The 15466-nt window shown below is 62.0% G+C and carries 10 protein-coding genes; 8 read left to right on the forward strand and 2 right to left on the reverse strand.

Annotated elements, in window-relative coordinates:
* Positions 1 to 32 precede the first annotated feature (32 nt).
* The 4 genes from AACY19_RS08475 to AACY19_RS08490 all read left to right on the forward strand — a co-directional run bounded on the left by AACY19_RS08475 (position 33) and on the right by AACY19_RS08490 (position 5869).
* Positions 33 to 2213 carry a DUF1631 domain-containing protein gene (locus tag AACY19_RS08475; RefSeq protein ID WP_339449803.1) on the forward strand — a complete coding sequence of 727 codons (2181 nt, stop codon included), beginning with the start codon at positions 33 to 35 and terminating at the stop codon, positions 2211 to 2213.
* Positions 2214 to 2277: 64 nt separating this feature from the next.
* Entirely contained in the window at positions 2278 to 2838 is a 561-nt protein-coding gene (ampD, locus tag AACY19_RS08480) for a 1,6-anhydro-N-acetylmuramyl-L-alanine amidase AmpD (RefSeq protein ID WP_339449805.1), read from the forward strand.
* The gene (gene ampE, locus AACY19_RS08485; RefSeq protein WP_339449807.1) at positions 2835 to 3674 is read left to right on the forward strand and encodes a regulatory signaling modulator protein AmpE; all 840 of its coding nucleotides are present in this window, start codon (positions 2835 to 2837) and stop codon (positions 3672 to 3674) included. Before ampD ends, ampE begins: the two co-directional genes overlap by 4 nt.
* 164 nt (positions 3675 to 3838) lie before the next feature.
* A complete protein-coding gene (locus AACY19_RS08490) occupies positions 3839 to 5869 on the forward strand; it encodes a methyl-accepting chemotaxis protein (protein WP_339449809.1) in 2031 nt (676 codons plus the stop codon).
* Between the two features lie 117 nt (positions 5870 to 5986).
* Here the strand turns inward: AACY19_RS08490 and AACY19_RS08495 are convergent, their stop codons facing one another.
* The gene (locus AACY19_RS08495) at positions 5987 to 6763 is read right to left on the reverse strand and encodes a TatD family hydrolase (RefSeq protein ID WP_339449811.1); all 777 of its coding nucleotides are present in this window, start codon (positions 6761 to 6763) and stop codon (positions 5987 to 5989) included.
* A 3-nt stretch (positions 6764 to 6766) separates the two neighbouring features.
* Entirely contained in the window at positions 6767 to 7762 is a 996-nt protein-coding gene (gene cra / locus AACY19_RS08500; RefSeq protein ID WP_339449814.1) for a catabolite repressor/activator, read from the reverse strand.
* 306 nt (positions 7763 to 8068) lie between these two features.
* On the opposite strand from cra, the gene ptsP reads away from it, so the two are divergent.
* The 4 genes from ptsP to AACY19_RS08520 all read left to right on the forward strand — a co-directional run bounded on the left by ptsP (position 8069) and on the right by AACY19_RS08520 (position 15332).
* Positions 8069 to 10930: a phosphoenolpyruvate--protein phosphotransferase gene (gene ptsP, locus AACY19_RS08505; protein ID WP_339449816.1), complete on the forward strand. Its 2862-nt coding sequence runs from the start codon at positions 8069 to 8071 to the stop codon at positions 10928 to 10930.
* Positions 10930 to 11871 carry a 1-phosphofructokinase gene (pfkB, locus tag AACY19_RS08510; protein ID WP_339449818.1) on the forward strand — a complete coding sequence of 314 codons (942 nt, stop codon included), beginning with the start codon at positions 10930 to 10932 and terminating at the stop codon, positions 11869 to 11871. The genes ptsP and pfkB overlap by 1 nt, the downstream gene beginning before the upstream one ends.
* Before the next feature lie 11 nt (positions 11872 to 11882).
* Positions 11883 to 13616 carry a PTS fructose-like transporter subunit IIB gene (locus AACY19_RS08515; protein ID WP_339449820.1) on the forward strand — a complete coding sequence of 578 codons (1734 nt, stop codon included), beginning with the start codon at positions 11883 to 11885 and terminating at the stop codon, positions 13614 to 13616.
* A 174-nt stretch (positions 13617 to 13790) separates the two neighbouring features.
* Entirely contained in the window at positions 13791 to 15332 is a 1542-nt protein-coding gene (locus tag AACY19_RS08520) for an alkaline phosphatase D family protein (protein ID WP_339449822.1), read from the forward strand.
* Positions 15333 to 15466 lie beyond the last annotated feature (134 nt).

The raw sequence follows: 15466 nt of genomic DNA on the forward strand, positions 1-15466 counted from the left end.
TGACCGAAGAATCACCGTTCCAGGAGGCTTGGATGCACAACGACGGGAAAGTAGTGCCCTTGCTCAAGGCTGCTACCGATCAGGCGAATCACTCGCCGCTCGCCCGCCTGCCTGTGATTCTGCTTCAGGTTCGCGACAAGGCTGCCCAGCAACTGCGCCACGGTTTGCAGGAACTGTTCGATAACGCTGACGACACCCTGTTTGAAATGGCCGATCGGGCGCGTAACGACGTCGAGCAGAACATCTTTTTCGAAGCCATGCGCGACCTGCGCCTCAAGCGCAAACACATCGAGCGCGGTTTTCTCGAGCAATTCTTCGAGGCCTTTGTTGGCCTGACCCAGCACGAAGCAGGCCCTCAAGTGCTGCCGCATGCGCTGGTGTTCGAAGAGTCGGCGCCACGCTCCGATGACATGGAGCGCAGTGTGGCGGTCGAGACGATGGTCAGCCGCGTGCTCAAGCGCGATGGCTTTGCCCTCGATCAACTGACCACCCGCCTCAGCGCGCTGCTCGGCCATCAGCTCGACGATCTGCAAAACCCCCTTGCTCCGACTTCGCTCTGCGAATATTTCCTGCAGGCCGGGCGCAATCTGGGCGTGGAGATCAAGGTCAAACTGATCCTGCTCAAATTGTTCGAACGCTACGTGCTGGCTGACACTGAGCAGTTGTATGGCGAAGCCAACCAACTGCTGCAGGCCACGGGCGTATTGCCGGACCTGAAACCGGCGCCGGCACGACGCGCCATTGATCGCGCGGTCGCCAGCGAGCACAGCGAAGACAACGATGACCTGCCACAAGCCGACGAAGGCGTGCAGGAAGTGTTCGCCGCTTTGCAGCAATTGCTTTCTCACGTGCGTGGTAGCGTCGCGCCTACGCTCGAATCCGCCGTTGCCGCCCAGCCGATCACCACGCGTGACCTGCTGCGCCTGCTTTCGCACCTGCAGCAGTACGTGCCGGCGTTGGCCACGCAGGATGATTTCGATCTGCGCAATCAGCTCGAGCAGTTGCTCACCCGAGTGAGCGTCAAGAGTGGCAAATCGCGTGTGGTCGGTGACGCCGACGAAGACGTAATCAATCTGATTGCCATGGTTTTCGAGTGCATCCTGGAAGACCGGAATGTGCCGGATTCGCTCAAGGCCCTGATCGCCCGCTTGCAGATTCCGATGCTCAAGGTTGCCGTGCTCGACAAGAGCTTCTTCAGTCGCAGCAATCACCCGGCGCGCCGTCTGCTCAATGAAATCGCCGACGCTGCGATGGGATGGGGTGATCGCGACGGCGAGGCGCGCGACAGTTTGTACCTGCGGGTCGAACAGGTTGTGCAACGCTTGCTGACGGAGTTCGTCGATGACCCGGCGATTTTCTCCGAGCTGTTGGCGGACTTCCTCACGTTCACCAGCGATGAGCGCCGCCGCAGCGAATTGCTCGAACAGCGTTTGCGTGATGCCGAAGAGGGCCGGGCGAAAACCGAACTGGCCCGGCGTCGGGTCGAGCAGGCGTTGAACCAGGCATTACTGGGCAAAGTCCTGCCGCCGTCGGTGGTGACGTTCGTACAGAACGCCTGGAGCCAGGTGCTGTTGTTGACGCGCCTCAAACATGGCGATCAGTCCGCCGAGTGGCAGGCCGATGTGCAAACCATGGAGCAACTGATCTGGAGCGTGCAGCGACATGACGACGCCGAGTCCAGCCTGCGCTTGCTGGCGCTGGTGCCGGGGCTGCTCAAATCACTGCGCGATGGCCTGTCCAGCTCGGCGTTCGACCCGTTTGCCACGAGCGAATTTTTCAGTGAACTGGAAGCGCTGCATGTGCAGATGCTGGAGCGCTCATCTGCCACGGATCAGGCCGCGACGCTGGTCAAGGTGTCGCAGAGCATCGTTTTGCAAACCGCCGACGAGGGCGCGCTGGACATGACCGCGGTGCGTTTGCCCCACGATGATGCGGGTCTGCGTCAGGTGGATCAGTTGCGTCTGGGCAGTTGGGTGGTGTTTCAGGAAGACGAGGAACACACCCTGCGCTGCAAGCTCGCGGCGATCATCGAGGCCACTGGCAAGTATGTGTTTGTCGACCGCACGGGCATGAAAGTCCTGGAACGCAGCCGCACCGGGCTGGCCCTGGAATTGCGCCGTGGCACCGTGCGTACCCTGGACGACACGTTGCTGTTCGACCGTGCGCTGGAGTCGGTGCTGGGCAATCTGCGGCGACTCAATCGCGGCAAGTGATCGCGCGTCGGGGGCCGATCACGGCATACTGGGCGCCAACACAGTCGGCGTTGAAGGAATCGGTATGCAGTTGGATCCCGCTAGCGGGTGGTGTCACGGGGTGCAGGTCTGCCCATCGCCCAACTTCAATGAACGTCCTGCGGGCGAAGTTTCCCTGTTGGTGATTCACAACATCAGCCTGCCGCCGGCGCAGTTCGCCACCGGCAAGGTGCAGGAATTTTTCCAGAATCGTCTGGATGTCACCGAACATCCCTACTTTGCAGGGATTGCCGACCTGCGCGTCTCGGCGCATTTTCTGATCGAACGTGACGGCAAGGTCACCCAGTTTGTCTCCTGTCTTGAGCGGGCGTGGCATGCTGGCGTGTCGATATTCGAAGGCCGGGAAACCTGTAACGATTTTTCCGTGGGCATCGAGCTTGAAGGCACCGATGATCTGCCGTTCAGCGATGCGCAGTATCAGGCATTGACGGCGCTGACCCGCCAGTTGCAAACAGTATTTCCGGCTATCACCGGCGCGCGCATTTGCGGGCACAGCGACATAGCTCCCGGGCGTAAGACCGATCCTGGCCCGGCATTCGACTGGGCGCGTTACCGCGCGGCCCTGGCACAAGAGGAAGGACAATGAGTTTTCTGGTGTTACTGCTGGCGGTCTGGATCGAGAAATTCTCGGCCCTGCGCCATCGGGTGCAACGCGATGGCGGATGGAACCGCGAACTGAACAAACTCGAAAGCAGCCAACGGCTGGCGGACAAGCCGTGGCTGGTGCTGACGATTCTGGTGTTGCTGCCGGTGGCGCTGCTCGGATTGCTATTGCTGGTGCTGGAGCCGGTGGCATACGGCCTGCTGGCCTTGCCGGTGCATTTGCTGGTGGTGATTTACAGTCTGGGGCGTGGCGACCTGCTTGGTGGTCTAGGGCCGTTCCGCGATGCCTGGCGCCGTCAGGACCTGCAAGCGGCGGCTCACGTCGCCAAGCGTGATCTGGATATTTGCGCCGACAGCGGCGAGCAATTGCTGGATCGCGTGCAGGGGCATTTGCTGTGGGAGGCTTATCAGAGTTTCTTTGCGGTGATTTTCTGGTACTTCCTGCTCGGGCCGGTGGCGGCATTGGCCTATCGTTTGCTGGCACTCGCCGAAGAACATGGCAAGAACCCGGCGCTGGTTGAACGTGCCGCGCAGTTGCGGCATGCCTTCGACTGGGTGCCGGTGCGTTTGCTGGCGGCAAGTCTGGCGCTGGTCGGCAACTTTGTTGCGGTCAGTCGGGTGATGCTGCATGAACTGCTGAACTGGAACATCAGCGCCGCGCAACTGATCAACAAGGTTGGCCTGGCAGCGGGGGAAATCCCGCCGCCTGCGGTCGGGCCGGACGGCGTCAATACTCTCGATTGCCTGTGGGAACTGCTGTTGCGTGCGGCGGTGCTCTGGTATGCCGGGTTTGCCCTGTGGACTGTTCTGGTTCGCTGATCTATCGGGCTGAGAGAGCAAATCCCTCGGCCCGACGCGCCGTTAACCTTAAGTTACAAAACCTCCCGCCGATTTAAGCTATACAGAGACAGCGCCCGATAGTGGCTATCTGCTTTAGTCCTGCGCCTGCCAATAAAAACAAGAAAAACCAAGGGAGACTTCCAGTGAAGAGCTTGCTCTATCCCGCTGTCTCGCTGATGAATCGTCTGAGCTTCGGCATGAAGTTCAGCCTGATCAGCGTGCTGTTCCTGGTGCCGATGCTGGTGACCAATTTCTATCTGGTGCGCGATTCCTACCGTGAATTCCAGGGCACCCGCGTCGAGTTGCAAAGCCTCGACCTGCTGGGCAGCAGCCTGACCCTGCGCCGGGATCTGGAAACCCTCAACAACCTGGTGCAGATCGACGTCACCCTCGGTCAGTCCGGCAAGGCCGGGAATGTCGAGTCGCAGATCGCCAGCCTCGAACAGTCCATTCTGACCCGCCTGCAGGGCCTCAAGGCGATGGCCGACGATCCTGAACAGATCGAAGCGTTCGACGGCAAGCGTGATGAAATGGTCGCCGCATTCAAGGCTCAGCAAGCGGAAAAATCCCTGCAAAGCAAAAGCGGGCTGATCGCCAAGTTGCTGGCCAATGCGCAGATTTTCAGTCAGCTCATCGCCAGTCAGTCGGGCCTGAGCCGTGACAATCAGAGCGATATTCGTCAGCTCAGCGAGCTGATCACCCACATCACGCCCATGGTCACCCAGACCCTCGGCGAAGGGCGCGCGATGGGCTCGTTCTCGTTGGGGCAGGGGTTTCTCAACAGCGCATCAAGCACCCGTTTTGATGAGTTGCTGGCGCAGATCGAAAAACTTCAGGGCGAGTACGGCTTGAAACTGCAGGATGCTCTCGGTTCCAGCAAAGCCGCACGGGAAACGCTCAGTGCTCAGGCCGAGAGCAGCAACGCGTCGCTCAAGCAGGCCAGCGAACTGTTCGAGCAGCAAGTGGTGATGGCCGAAACCCTCGATGCACCGTGGCAGGGGTTTTACGATCAGGTCAGCGGGCTGATGGACAAGACCTATCAGCTCAACGAAGCCACCCTGAAATTCCTCGATATCCAACTGCAGCAGCGTCTGGGCGCGAACCGCACGCACATGGTGTTGCAGGCCTCGGCACTGTCGGTGGTGTTTGTGCTGATTTTCTATCTGTACGGCGGCTTCTACGCCTCGACCCGCACCACGCTGAAACGCCTCGGCGCGATGATGGACAAGGTCGCGGCGGGGGACATGACGGTCAATTTCAAGGCCAGCAGTCGTGATGAACTGGGTGAGTTGGGCGAGGTGTTCAACGGCACGGTGAAGAAGATTCATGACTTGATCGAGCGCGTCGGGCACACGGTCGGCGAAGTCGAGCGCCAGGCCGGGCAGGTGGAAAACGTCTCTGCGCAAAGCAATCAGGCGGTCGCCGGGCAGCGCACGCAGATCGAGCAAGTGGCGACGGCGATGAACCAGATGTCGGCAACTTCGCTGGAAGTTGCCCGCAGCGCCGCAGCGGCGGTGAGCAGCGCGCACAGCGTGAACGACGAAACCATCAGCGGTCGCGGTCTGGTCGAATCGCAGCAGGGCAGCATTGCCGCGCTGGCCAGCGAGATCGATCAATCGGTGCGGGTGATCAATCAGCTCGCCAGCGACAGTCAGTCGATCAGCCGCGTGCTCGAAGTGATCAAGAGCATTGCCGAACAGACTAATCTGCTGGCGCTCAACGCCGCCATCGAAGCGGCCCGTGCCGGTGAGCAGGGTCGCGGTTTCGCCGTGGTCGCCGATGAAGTGCGCACCCTGGCCAAACGTACCCAGCAATCGACCGAAGAGATCGAGCAGATGATCGCCAGGCTGCACGGCGGTGTTGGTGCGGCGGTGAAAGCCATGGGGGTCAGCCATCAGATGGCCAATGGCACCGTCGGGCAATCGGAGAAGGTCCAGCAGGCGCTGGAAAACATCCTTGGAGCGGTGGGCATGATCGTCGACCAGAACCAGCAGATCGCCGCTGCCGTTGAGCAGCAGACGGCGGTGGCCCATGACATCGATCAGAACATCGTCGAGATCAACCGCGCCGGCGAACGCACGGCACAGGGCGCCCACCAGACCGAAGATGCCAGCCGGGCGTTGTCTGCCCAAGTAGTAGAACTCAAACAGCTGATCAGCGCCTTCCGCGTCTGAAACAAGCCGGATCAAAATGTGGGCGCGAGCCTGCTCGCGAATGCAGTCTGTCAGTGACATCGCTGTCACCTGACACACCGCTTTCGCGAGCAGGCTCGCTCCCACAGGGGTTCTTTTTTACCAGCCGAAGACTTCGCAGCAGTTGGCGGTGCTGGCGGCCGCCAATTGTTGCGGGGTTACCTTCATTAGCTCCGCCAACGCCGCACAGATCGCCGGCAAGTGCGCCGGTGTATTGCGCACGCCGGGAAACATCGCCGGCGCCATGTCCGGTGAATCGGTTTCCAGCACGAGAGACTCCAGCGGCAACTGCGCCAGAACCCGATGCATGCGCAACGCCTGGGGCCACGTCGGTGCACCGCCCAACCCCAATCTGAAACCGAGTTTGATGTATTCCCGTGCCTCTTCACCGCTGCCGGCAAACGCATGGATGATCCCGGCGCGTTTGAGCTTGAAGCGTTTGAGGGTAGCGATCACCGCCGCATGGCTGCGGCGCACGTGGATCAACGCCGGCAACTCGAAGTCCGCCGCCAACTGCAACTGCGCTTCGAACAAGGCTTGTTGGCGCTCGCGGTCGAGGGTTTCGATGAAGTAATCCAGACCGATCTCGCCCACCGCGCACAATTGCCGGTGGCCGCGCAACCGGCTCAGCCAATCGCCGAGTGTCGACAAATCGTCCGGGCGATGCTGTTCGAGATACACCGGGTGCAGACCGAACGCCGCATACAAATCCGCATCGCTCTGCACCAGATCCCAGACCCGTTGCCAGTTACCCTCGTAGACGCCCAACACGACCATGCGCCGCACCCCGAGGGTGCGGCTCTGGGCGAGCAACGCCGGGCGGTCGGCGTCGAAGTCGGGAAAGTCGAGGTGCGTGTGGCTGTCGATCAGCTCCACGGTTCAGTCTCGCTGAATACGCTGCTTGAAGGTCCGCGCAATGGCCTGCACGCCGGGCTCGTATTGCGACTGCTCGACGGCGGCCAGCGCCAGTTCCAGTGCCTTGTCGGCGATCAACTGGTGCTGCTGCGCCATCGCGTTGACCGGCAGCGGCAGGAAGTCCAGCAACTGCGTGTCGCCGAAAGTGCCGAGGCGCAGCGGGCGCGATTTCAGCGGGAAGTCATGCAGCGCATCGAACACGCCCTGCAGCAGCACGTAGGAAGTGGTCACCAGCGCATCCGGCAAATGCCCCAGACGCTGCAGGAGTTCTTCCATCAACTGCTTGCCGCATTCACGGCTGAAGGATTCGGCGTGTTCGACCAGCACTTCACCTTTGAAGTCGGCCAGCGCCTGTTTGAACCCGGCGGCACGTTCCTGGCTGATGCTCAGTTCCGGGCGGGCGCCGAGCAGGACGATCTGCTTGGGTTGCGGATCGAGCAGGCTCTGGGTCAGGTGCAGGCTGGCTTCGCGGTCGTCACTGATTACCGAGCAGAAGTGCTCGGGTTCCATGACCCGGTCGATGGCGATGATCGGCGTGCCCTTGGCCTGCAACTGCCGATAGCTGTCATCGCCGGCCGGCAGGCAACTGGCGACGATCAGCGCATCGCAACGGCGCGCGCGGAACAGTTGCAGCAACTGCCGCTCGCTGTCCGGCGCATCGTCGGAGCTGGCGATCAGCAATTGATAGCCGCGCGCCCGTGCGCCTTGCTCGAGCAGCTTGGCGATCCGCGCGTAACTGGGGTTTTCCAGATCCGGCAGGATAAACCCCAACGTGCGCGTGTGCCGACTACGCAGCCCGGCCGCTTGCGGGTTGGGCGTGAAGCCGTGCAGGTCGACGACCGCGCGCACGCGCTCGACGGTCGCATTGCTGATGCGTTGCTGTTCTGCCTTGCCGTTGATGACGTAGCTGGCGGTGGTCACGGACACTCCGGCCAACCGCGCGATATCACTGAGTTTCAACCCGGGATTTCCTTGTTTTTTCGAGCTTGCCGCCACATTTTCGCCAATCCTACCCGATTAGGGCAGGCGACTATTGTCGCAGCGCATCCGACAAGTTGGACTTCAAGGATGAGACATTATCGAGTAACGTGCCGATCAATCTAGATTAAACGTTTCAGCAGGCGTATTTTCTACGTTTTAGACGCCTTTGGCCGGTTCTGCCGTGAAACCGCCAAAACTGCCGTTGAAAAGCAAAGCGACAGAGCGCCTAAGCTGCAACCATTCAAAACAATACCTGGCACCCAAATGTGCCAAAAAGGAGATCGCATGCTCGAGCTCACTATAGAGCAGATATCCATGGGCCAGTCGGCTGTGGATAAACCCGCTGCCCTGCAACTGCTTGCCAATCACCTGGTGGCCGATGGTCTGGTTGCCGACGGCTACCTCGCGGGCCTGCAGGCCCGGGAAGCCCAGGGCTCGACCTTTCTCGGTCAAGGTATTGCCATTCCTCACGGAACGCCGGAAACCCGCGATCAGGTGTTCGCCACCGGCGTGCGCCTGATGCAGTTCCCGGAAGGTGTGGATTGGGGCGATGGCCAGATCGTTTATCTGGCGATTGGGATTGCCGCCAAATCCGACGAACATTTGCGTCTGCTGCAACTGCTGACCCGTGCCCTCGGCGAGACCGATCTGGGCCAGGCCCTGCGCCGTGCCGGTTCCCCGCAAGCGCTGCTGAAACTGCTGCAAGGCGCGCCGCAAGAGCTGGCGCTGGACGCGCAGATGATCGGCCTTGGTGTCTCCGCCGATGATTTTGAAGAGCTGGTCTGGCGCGGCGCGCGTTTGCTGCGTCAGGCCGATTGTGTGAGCAACGGGTTTGCCGGTGTGTTGCAGCAGGTCGAAGCGCTGCCGCTGGGCGATGGTCTGTGGTGGCTGCACAGCGAGCAAACCGTGAAGCGTCCGGGGCTGGCGTTCGTCACTCCGGACAAACCGATGCGCTACCTCGGCCAGCCGCTCACGGGTCTGTTCTGTCTGGCCAGTCTTGGCGAAGCGCATCAAGCGTTGCTCGAACGTCTCTGTGCGTTGCTCATCGAAGGTCGCGGCCATGAACTGGGTCGAGCCACCAGCAGTCGCAAAGTTCTCGAAGTCCTTGGCGGTGAATTGCCCGCCGACTGGCCGAGCGCGCGCATTGCGTTGGCCAACGCCCACGGGTTGCACGCGCGTCCGGCGAAGATCCTCGCGCAACTGGCGAAGAGTTTTGACGGCGAGATTCGCGTGCGCATTGTCGACGGTCAGGACAGCGCCGTGTCGGTGAAGAGCCTGAGCAAGCTGCTCAGCCTCGGCGCCCGTCGTGGTCAGGTGCTGGAGCTGATCGCCGAGCCGAGCGTCGCCGCCGATGCCCTGCCGGCCTTGCTCGCTGCCATCGAAGAAGGCCTCGGCGAAGAAGTCGAGCCGCTGCCCGCCGTCACCCCGCAGCGCGAAGTGATTGCCGATATTGCCGAAGTGCTCGTCGCCCCGGCCTCCGGCAGTCTGCTCCAGGCCATCCCTGCCGCGCCCGGCATCGCCATCGGTCCGGCGCATATTCAAGTGCAACAAACCATCGATTACCCGCTGCGTGGCGAGTCCGCCGCCATCGAACGCGAACGCCTCAAGCAAGCGCTCAGCGCTGTGCGCAGCGACATTCAAGGCTTGATTGAGCGCAGCAAAGCCAAAGCCATCCGCGAGATCTTCATCACCCATCAGGAAATGCTCGACGACCCGGAACTCACCGACGAAGTCGACACCCGCCTCAAGCAGGGCGAAAGCGCCGAAGCGGCATGGATGGCGGTGATCGAAGCGGCGGCCAAACAGCAGGAATCGTTGCAGGACGCCTTGCTCGCCGAGCGTGCGGCGGATCTGCGTGACATCGGCCGTCGCGTGCTGGCGCAACTGTGTGGCGTGCAAACCCCGAGCGAACCTGAGCAACCCTACATTCTGGTGATGGACGAAGTCGGCCCCTCCGACGTCGCGCGGCTGGATCCGGCGCGCGTGGCGGGGATTCTCACCGCACGTGGCGGCGCCACCGCGCACAGTGCAATCGTTGCGCGAGCCCTCGGGATTCCCGCGCTGGTCGGCGCTGGCGCGGCGGTTTTGCTGCTGCAACCGGGCACGCCCCTGCTGCTCGACGGCCAGCGTGGTCGTCTGCATGTCGATGCCGATGCTGCGACCCTGCAACGCGCCGCCGAAGAACGCGACACCCGTGAGCAGCGCTTGAAGATTGCCGCTGAACAACGTCATCAGCCGGCGCACACCACATGCGGTCACGCCGTCGAAGTGTTCGCCAACATCGGTGAAAGCGCCGGTGTGATCAGCGCGGTGGAGCAGGGCGCCGAAGGCATTGGCTTGCTGCGCACCGAGCTGATTTTCATGGCCCACCCGCAAGCGCCGGACGAAGCCACGCAAGAAGCCGAATACCGCCGCGTCCTCGACGGTCTCGCCGGGCGGCCACTGGTGGTGCGCACGCTGGACGTCGGCGGCGACAAACCGCTGCCGTATTGGCCGATCGCCAAGGAAGAAAACCCGTTCCTCGGCGTGCGCGGCATTCGCCTGACCTTGCAACGTCCGCAGATCATGGAAGCGCAACTGCGCGCCTTGCTGCGTTCGGCGGACAACCGTCCGCTGCGGATCATGTTCCCGATGGTCGGCAGCGTCGAAGAATGGCGCCAGGCCCGTGACATGACCGAACGTCTGCGCCTGGAAATCCCGGTCGCCGATCTGCAATTGGGGATCATGATCGAAGTGCCGTCGGCTGCCTTGCTCGCGCCAGTGCTGGCCAGGGAAGTCGACTTCTTCAGCGTCGGCACCAACGACCTGACGCAATACACCCTGGCCATCGACCGGGGGCACCCGACCCTGTCGGCACAGGCCGATGGCCTGCATCCGGCGGTGCTGCAACTGATCGACATCACCGTGCGCGCGGCCCATGCCCACGGCAAGTGGGTCGGTGTCTGCGGCGAACTGGCGGCAGATCCGCTGGCGGTGCCGGTGCTGGTCGGCCTCGGTGTCGATGAACTCAGCGTGTCCGGACGCAGCATTGCCGAAGTCAAGGCACGGATTCGCGAGCTCAGTCTGACTCAGGCGCAAACCCTTGCTCAACAAGCCCTGGCCGTGGGCAGCGCCAACGAAGTGCGCGCATTAGTGGAGGCCCTGTAATGGCCAAGATTCTTACCCTGACCCTCAACCCGGCGCTCGACCTCACCGTCGAGCTGCCACGGCTGGAGGCCGGTCAGGTCAATCGCAGCGACGAGATGCACACCCACGCCGCCGGCAAAGGCGTGAACGTTGCGCAAGTGCTGGCCGACCTCGGCCATCAACTGACGGTCAGTGGTTTTCTCGGCGAAGACAACCTGCAAGCGTTCGAAACCCTGTTTGCCAAGCGTGGTTTTATCGATGCGTTTATTCGCGTGCCGGGCGAGACCCGCAGCAACATCAAAGTCGCTGAACAGGACGGCCGCATCACCGACATCAATGGGCCCGGACCGGTGGTCGAGGCCGCCGCGCAGCAAGCGTTGCTTGAGCGTCTGGTGCAGATTGCGCCGGGTCACGACGCGGTGGTAGTCGCCGGCAGTTTGCCCCGTGGCGTGACTGCGAAATGGTTGCGTGAGTTGATCGAAACGCTTAATCAACTGGGCCTGAAAGTCGCCCTCGACAGCAGCGGCGCAGCGTTGCGCGAAGCGTTGAAAGCCAGTCCGTGGCTGATCAAACCCAACACCGAAGAACTCGCCGATGCGCTGGGTTGCGAGGTGGTATCCCACGCGGCCGAGGCGCAGGCGGCGGCGCAATTGCACGCGCAAGGCATCGAGCACGTGGTGATCTCCCACGGTGCCGACGGCGTGAACTGGTTCAGTACCGGTTCGGCGCTGCACGCCACGCCGCCCAAGGTCAGCGTCGCCAGCACAGTCGGTGCCGGCGATTCGTTGCTGGCCGGCATGCTCCACGGGTTGCTCATCGCCTCCACGCCCGAGCAAACCCTGCGCACCGCTACGGCGATTGCCGCACTGGCGGTCACGCAGATCGGTTTCGGCATCCACGATGCGGCGCACCTGACGCCGCTCGAACAGGGCGTGCGCGTGCGTCCCCTGACAGAACAATAAGAGGGTTGGTCATGAAATTAGCCATTGTTACGGCGTGTCCGAACGGCATGGTCACCAGTGTGCTGTGCGCCCGCTTGCTTGATGCAGCAGCACAGCGTCAGGGCTGGAGCACCAGCGTCGAAGTGGTCGATGCGGCGCACCCCGAACGCGAGTTGTCGGCGGCGACGATTGAAGCCGCCGAGTGGGTCTTGCTGGTCGCCACCGGGGTTGTCGACATGACGCGCTTCGTCGGCAAGCGCGTTTTCCAGATTGCTCCGGCGCAAGCGCTGCAGGATGTCGAAGCGGTACTGCGTCGCGGTGCTGAAGAGGCTGAAATTTACACTGCCCGCGAGGCTGAGCCGGTGGCTGATGCGCCGCGAGCGCCACGTATCGTCGCCATTACCGCATGCCCGACGGGTGTCGCGCACACCTTCATGGCGGCCGAAGCCTTGCAGCAGACCGCCAAGCGTCTGGGCTATGACTTGCAGGTCGAAACCCAAGGCTCCGTGGGCGCGAAAACCCCGTTGAGCGCAGCGGCGATTGCCGAGGCTGATGTGGTGTTGCTGGCAGCGGATATCGAAGTCGCCACCGAGCGGTTTGCCGGCAAGAAAATCTATCGCTGCGGCACCGGGATCGCGTTGAAGCAGTCCGAAGCCACGCTGAAAAAAGCGCTGGCCGAAGGTGTCGTGGAAAGTGCTGCGGGAGATGCGAAAGCACCGGCCAAGCAGGAAAAAACCGGTGTCTACAAACACCTGCTGACCGGCGTGTCGTTCATGCTGCCGATGGTTGTGGCGGGCGGTTTGATGATCGCGCTGTCGTTCGTGTTCGGCATCACCGCGTTCAAGGAAGAGGGCACGCTGGCGGCTGCGCTGATGCAGATCGGTGGCGAGACGGCGTTCAAATTGATGGTGCCGTTGCTGGCGGGTTACATCGCCTACTCGATTGCTGACCGTCCGGGCCTCGCGCCCGGGATGATTGGCGGCTTGCTCGCGAGCACGCTGGGCGCCGGTTTTATCGGCGGTATCGTTGCCGGTTTTATCGCCGGTTATGCGGCCAAGGCGATCAGTCGTTATGTCGCCTTGCCGCAGAGCCTTGAAGCACTGAAACCGATTCTGATCATTCCGTTGTTCGCCAGCCTGTTTACCGGGCTGGTGATGATTTACGTGGTGGGCAAACCGGTCGCCGGCATGCTCGGGGCGCTGACGCACTTTCTCGACAGCATGGGCACCACCAACGCCATTCTGCTCGGTGTGTTGCTCGGCGGCATGATGTGTGTGGACCTCGGCGGGCCGATCAACAAAGCGGCGTATGCGTTCTCGGTGGGGCTGCTGGCGTCGCAGAGTTACGCGCCGATGGCCGCAACCATGGCCGCCGGGATGGTGCCGCCGATTGGTCTGGGCATCGCCACCTTCATTGCGCGGCGCAAGTTCGCCCAGACCGAGCGCGAGGCCGGTAAAGCGGCGCTGGTGCTGGGGCTGTGCTTTATCTCCGAAGGGGCGATTCCGTTTGCTGCGAAAGACCCGCTGCGGGTGATTCCGGCGAGCATTGCCGGTGGCGCGCTGACCGGCGCGTTGTCGATGTACTTCGGCTGCAAACTGATGGCGCCGCACGGTGGTTTGTTTGTGCTGGCGATTCCCAATGCGATCAATCATGCGTTGTTGTATTTGCTGGCGATTGTGGCGGGGAGTTTGTTGACGGCGGTGGTGTATGCGCTGGCCAAACGCCCGGAAGCAGTCGAGCTGGCGCTGGACCCCGCCAAGGCCTGATGAACAACACTAATCCCCTGTGGGAGCGAGCCTGCTCGCGAATGCAAACTGCCAGCGAGATGCAGGTTGACGGGCACACCGCTTTCGCGAGCAGGTCGCTCCCACAATGGTGAGTGGTGTCATGGCGAGGTCATACAGGCGTGCTTAAGTTTTCCCTTTTTCAGGGAGAACACCATGAGCGATTTCAATCTCGGTCGCCGCCGTGTCGTGCAAGCGGTCGGCGCCGGGCTGTTGTTGCCGGGGCTGGCGCCGGCGGTGATTGCCTCGGTCAAGGATCGACCGCAACTGACCGATGGCGTGCAGTCCGGCGACCTGCAAGGCGACCGCGCGATGATCTGGAGCCGCAGCGACCGCCCGGCCCGGATGGTGGTCGAGTGGGACACCCGCAGCCAGTTTCGCAATCCACGACGTATCGTTTCGGCGCTGGCGGATGCCCGCAGCGACTTCACCGCCCGCGTCGAACTCACCGGGTTACCCGCCGATCAGGCGATTTTCTATCGCGTGTATTTCAAGGACGCCCGCAGCGGCGTCGCCAGCGAACTGTGGCTAGGTCACTTGCGCAGCGCACCCTCGGCGCGGCGTGATATTCGTTTCGTCTGGAGTGGCGACACCGTTGGCCAAGGCTTTGGCATCAACCCGGACATCGGCGGCATGCGCATCTACGAAGCCATGCGTTTGCGCCTGCCGGACTTCTTTATCCACAGCGGCGACACCATCTACGCCGACGGCCCGGTGCCGGCGCAACTGACCACTGAAAACGGCCGGGTGTGGCGCAACATCACCACCGAAGCCAAGAGCAAAGTCGCCCAGACCCTCGACGACTATCGCGGTAATTATCGCTACAACCTGATGGACGAAAACATCCGCCGTTTCAACGCCGAAGTCCCGCAGATCTGGCAGTGGGATGACCATGAAGTGGTCAACAACTGGTCGCCCGGCAAGCAGCTCGACGAGCGCTATCAGGAAAAAGACATCCACACCCTGGTCGGCCGAGCGCGCAAGGCCTGGCTGGAATACTCGCCGATGCGTTTGCAGGCGGCTGACGCGGGCGGGCGAATTTATCGCAAGCTCAAGTACGGGCCGATGCTGGATGTTTTCGTACTCGACATGCGCAGTTACCGCGAGGCCAACGACGACAACCTCGGCGCAGCAAAACCGTTCCTGGGGCGTGAGCAACTGGATTGGCTCAAGCGCGGGTTGAAGGCCTCGAAAGCGCAGTGGAAGGTCATCGCGGCAGACATGCCGATTGGCCTGGGCGTGCCTGACGGCGAGGTGAGTCCGGGTGTTGCGCGCTGGGAGGCCGTGGCCAACGGCGACCCGGGACCGGCGCAGGGACGTGAACTGGAGATTGCCGAATTGCTCGGTTTTCTGCGGGCGCAGCAGGTGCGCAATTTCGTCTTCCTCACGGCGGATGTGCATTACTGCGCAGCGCATCACTATCACCCGGATCGTGCCGCGTTTCAGGATTTTGAACCGTTCTGGGAGTTTGTTGCGGGGCCGCTGAATGCCGGGAGTTTCGGGCCCAATCCGCTGGATAAAACGTTTGGTCCGGAAGTGGTGTTCGAGAAGGCACCGACGGCGCAGAACATGTCACCGTTTGCCGGGTTTCAGTTTTTTGGCGAGGTGAATATTGAGGGGCAAAGCGGGGAGATGAGTGTGGTGTTGCGGGATTTGAATGGGGTCAGTGTGTTCGAACAGAAACTGCAGCCGGTTTGAAGATCAAAAGCCACCCTCACCAGCCCTCTCCCGGAGGGAGAGGGGGCCGAGCGAGATGTCTTGCGCGATACATCGACCTGAAAGACCGGGTTGATTATGGATTCGGCACAACGCCCTCATATCGACTTTGGATT

It is taken from the genome of Pseudomonas sp. EA_5y_Pfl2_R50, assembly GCF_963970475.1.
GTDB lineage: Bacteria > Pseudomonadota > Gammaproteobacteria > Pseudomonadales > Pseudomonadaceae > Aquipseudomonas.

Excerpts from the sequence above, each read along its gene's own strand:
- ampE (WP_339449807.1), top strand. The coding sequence starts at position 2,835 with ATGAGTTTTCTGGTGTTACTGCTGGCGGTCTGGATCGAGAAATTCTCG.
- AACY19_RS08475 (WP_339449803.1), top strand. The coding sequence starts at position 33 with ATGCACAACGACGGGAAAGTAGTGCCCTTGCTCAAGGCTGCTACCGAT.
- pfkB (WP_339449818.1), top strand. The coding sequence starts at position 10,930 with ATGGCCAAGATTCTTACCCTGACCCTCAACCCGGCGCTCGACCTCACC.
- AACY19_RS08515 (WP_339449820.1), top strand. The coding sequence starts at position 11,883 with ATGAAATTAGCCATTGTTACGGCGTGTCCGAACGGCATGGTCACCAGT.
- AACY19_RS08520 (WP_339449822.1), top strand. The coding sequence starts at position 13,791 with ATGAGCGATTTCAATCTCGGTCGCCGCCGTGTCGTGCAAGCGGTCGGC.
- ptsP (WP_339449816.1), top strand. The coding sequence starts at position 8,069 with ATGCTCGAGCTCACTATAGAGCAGATATCCATGGGCCAGTCGGCTGTG.
- ampD (WP_339449805.1), top strand. The coding sequence starts at position 2,278 with ATGCAGTTGGATCCCGCTAGCGGGTGGTGTCACGGGGTGCAGGTCTGC.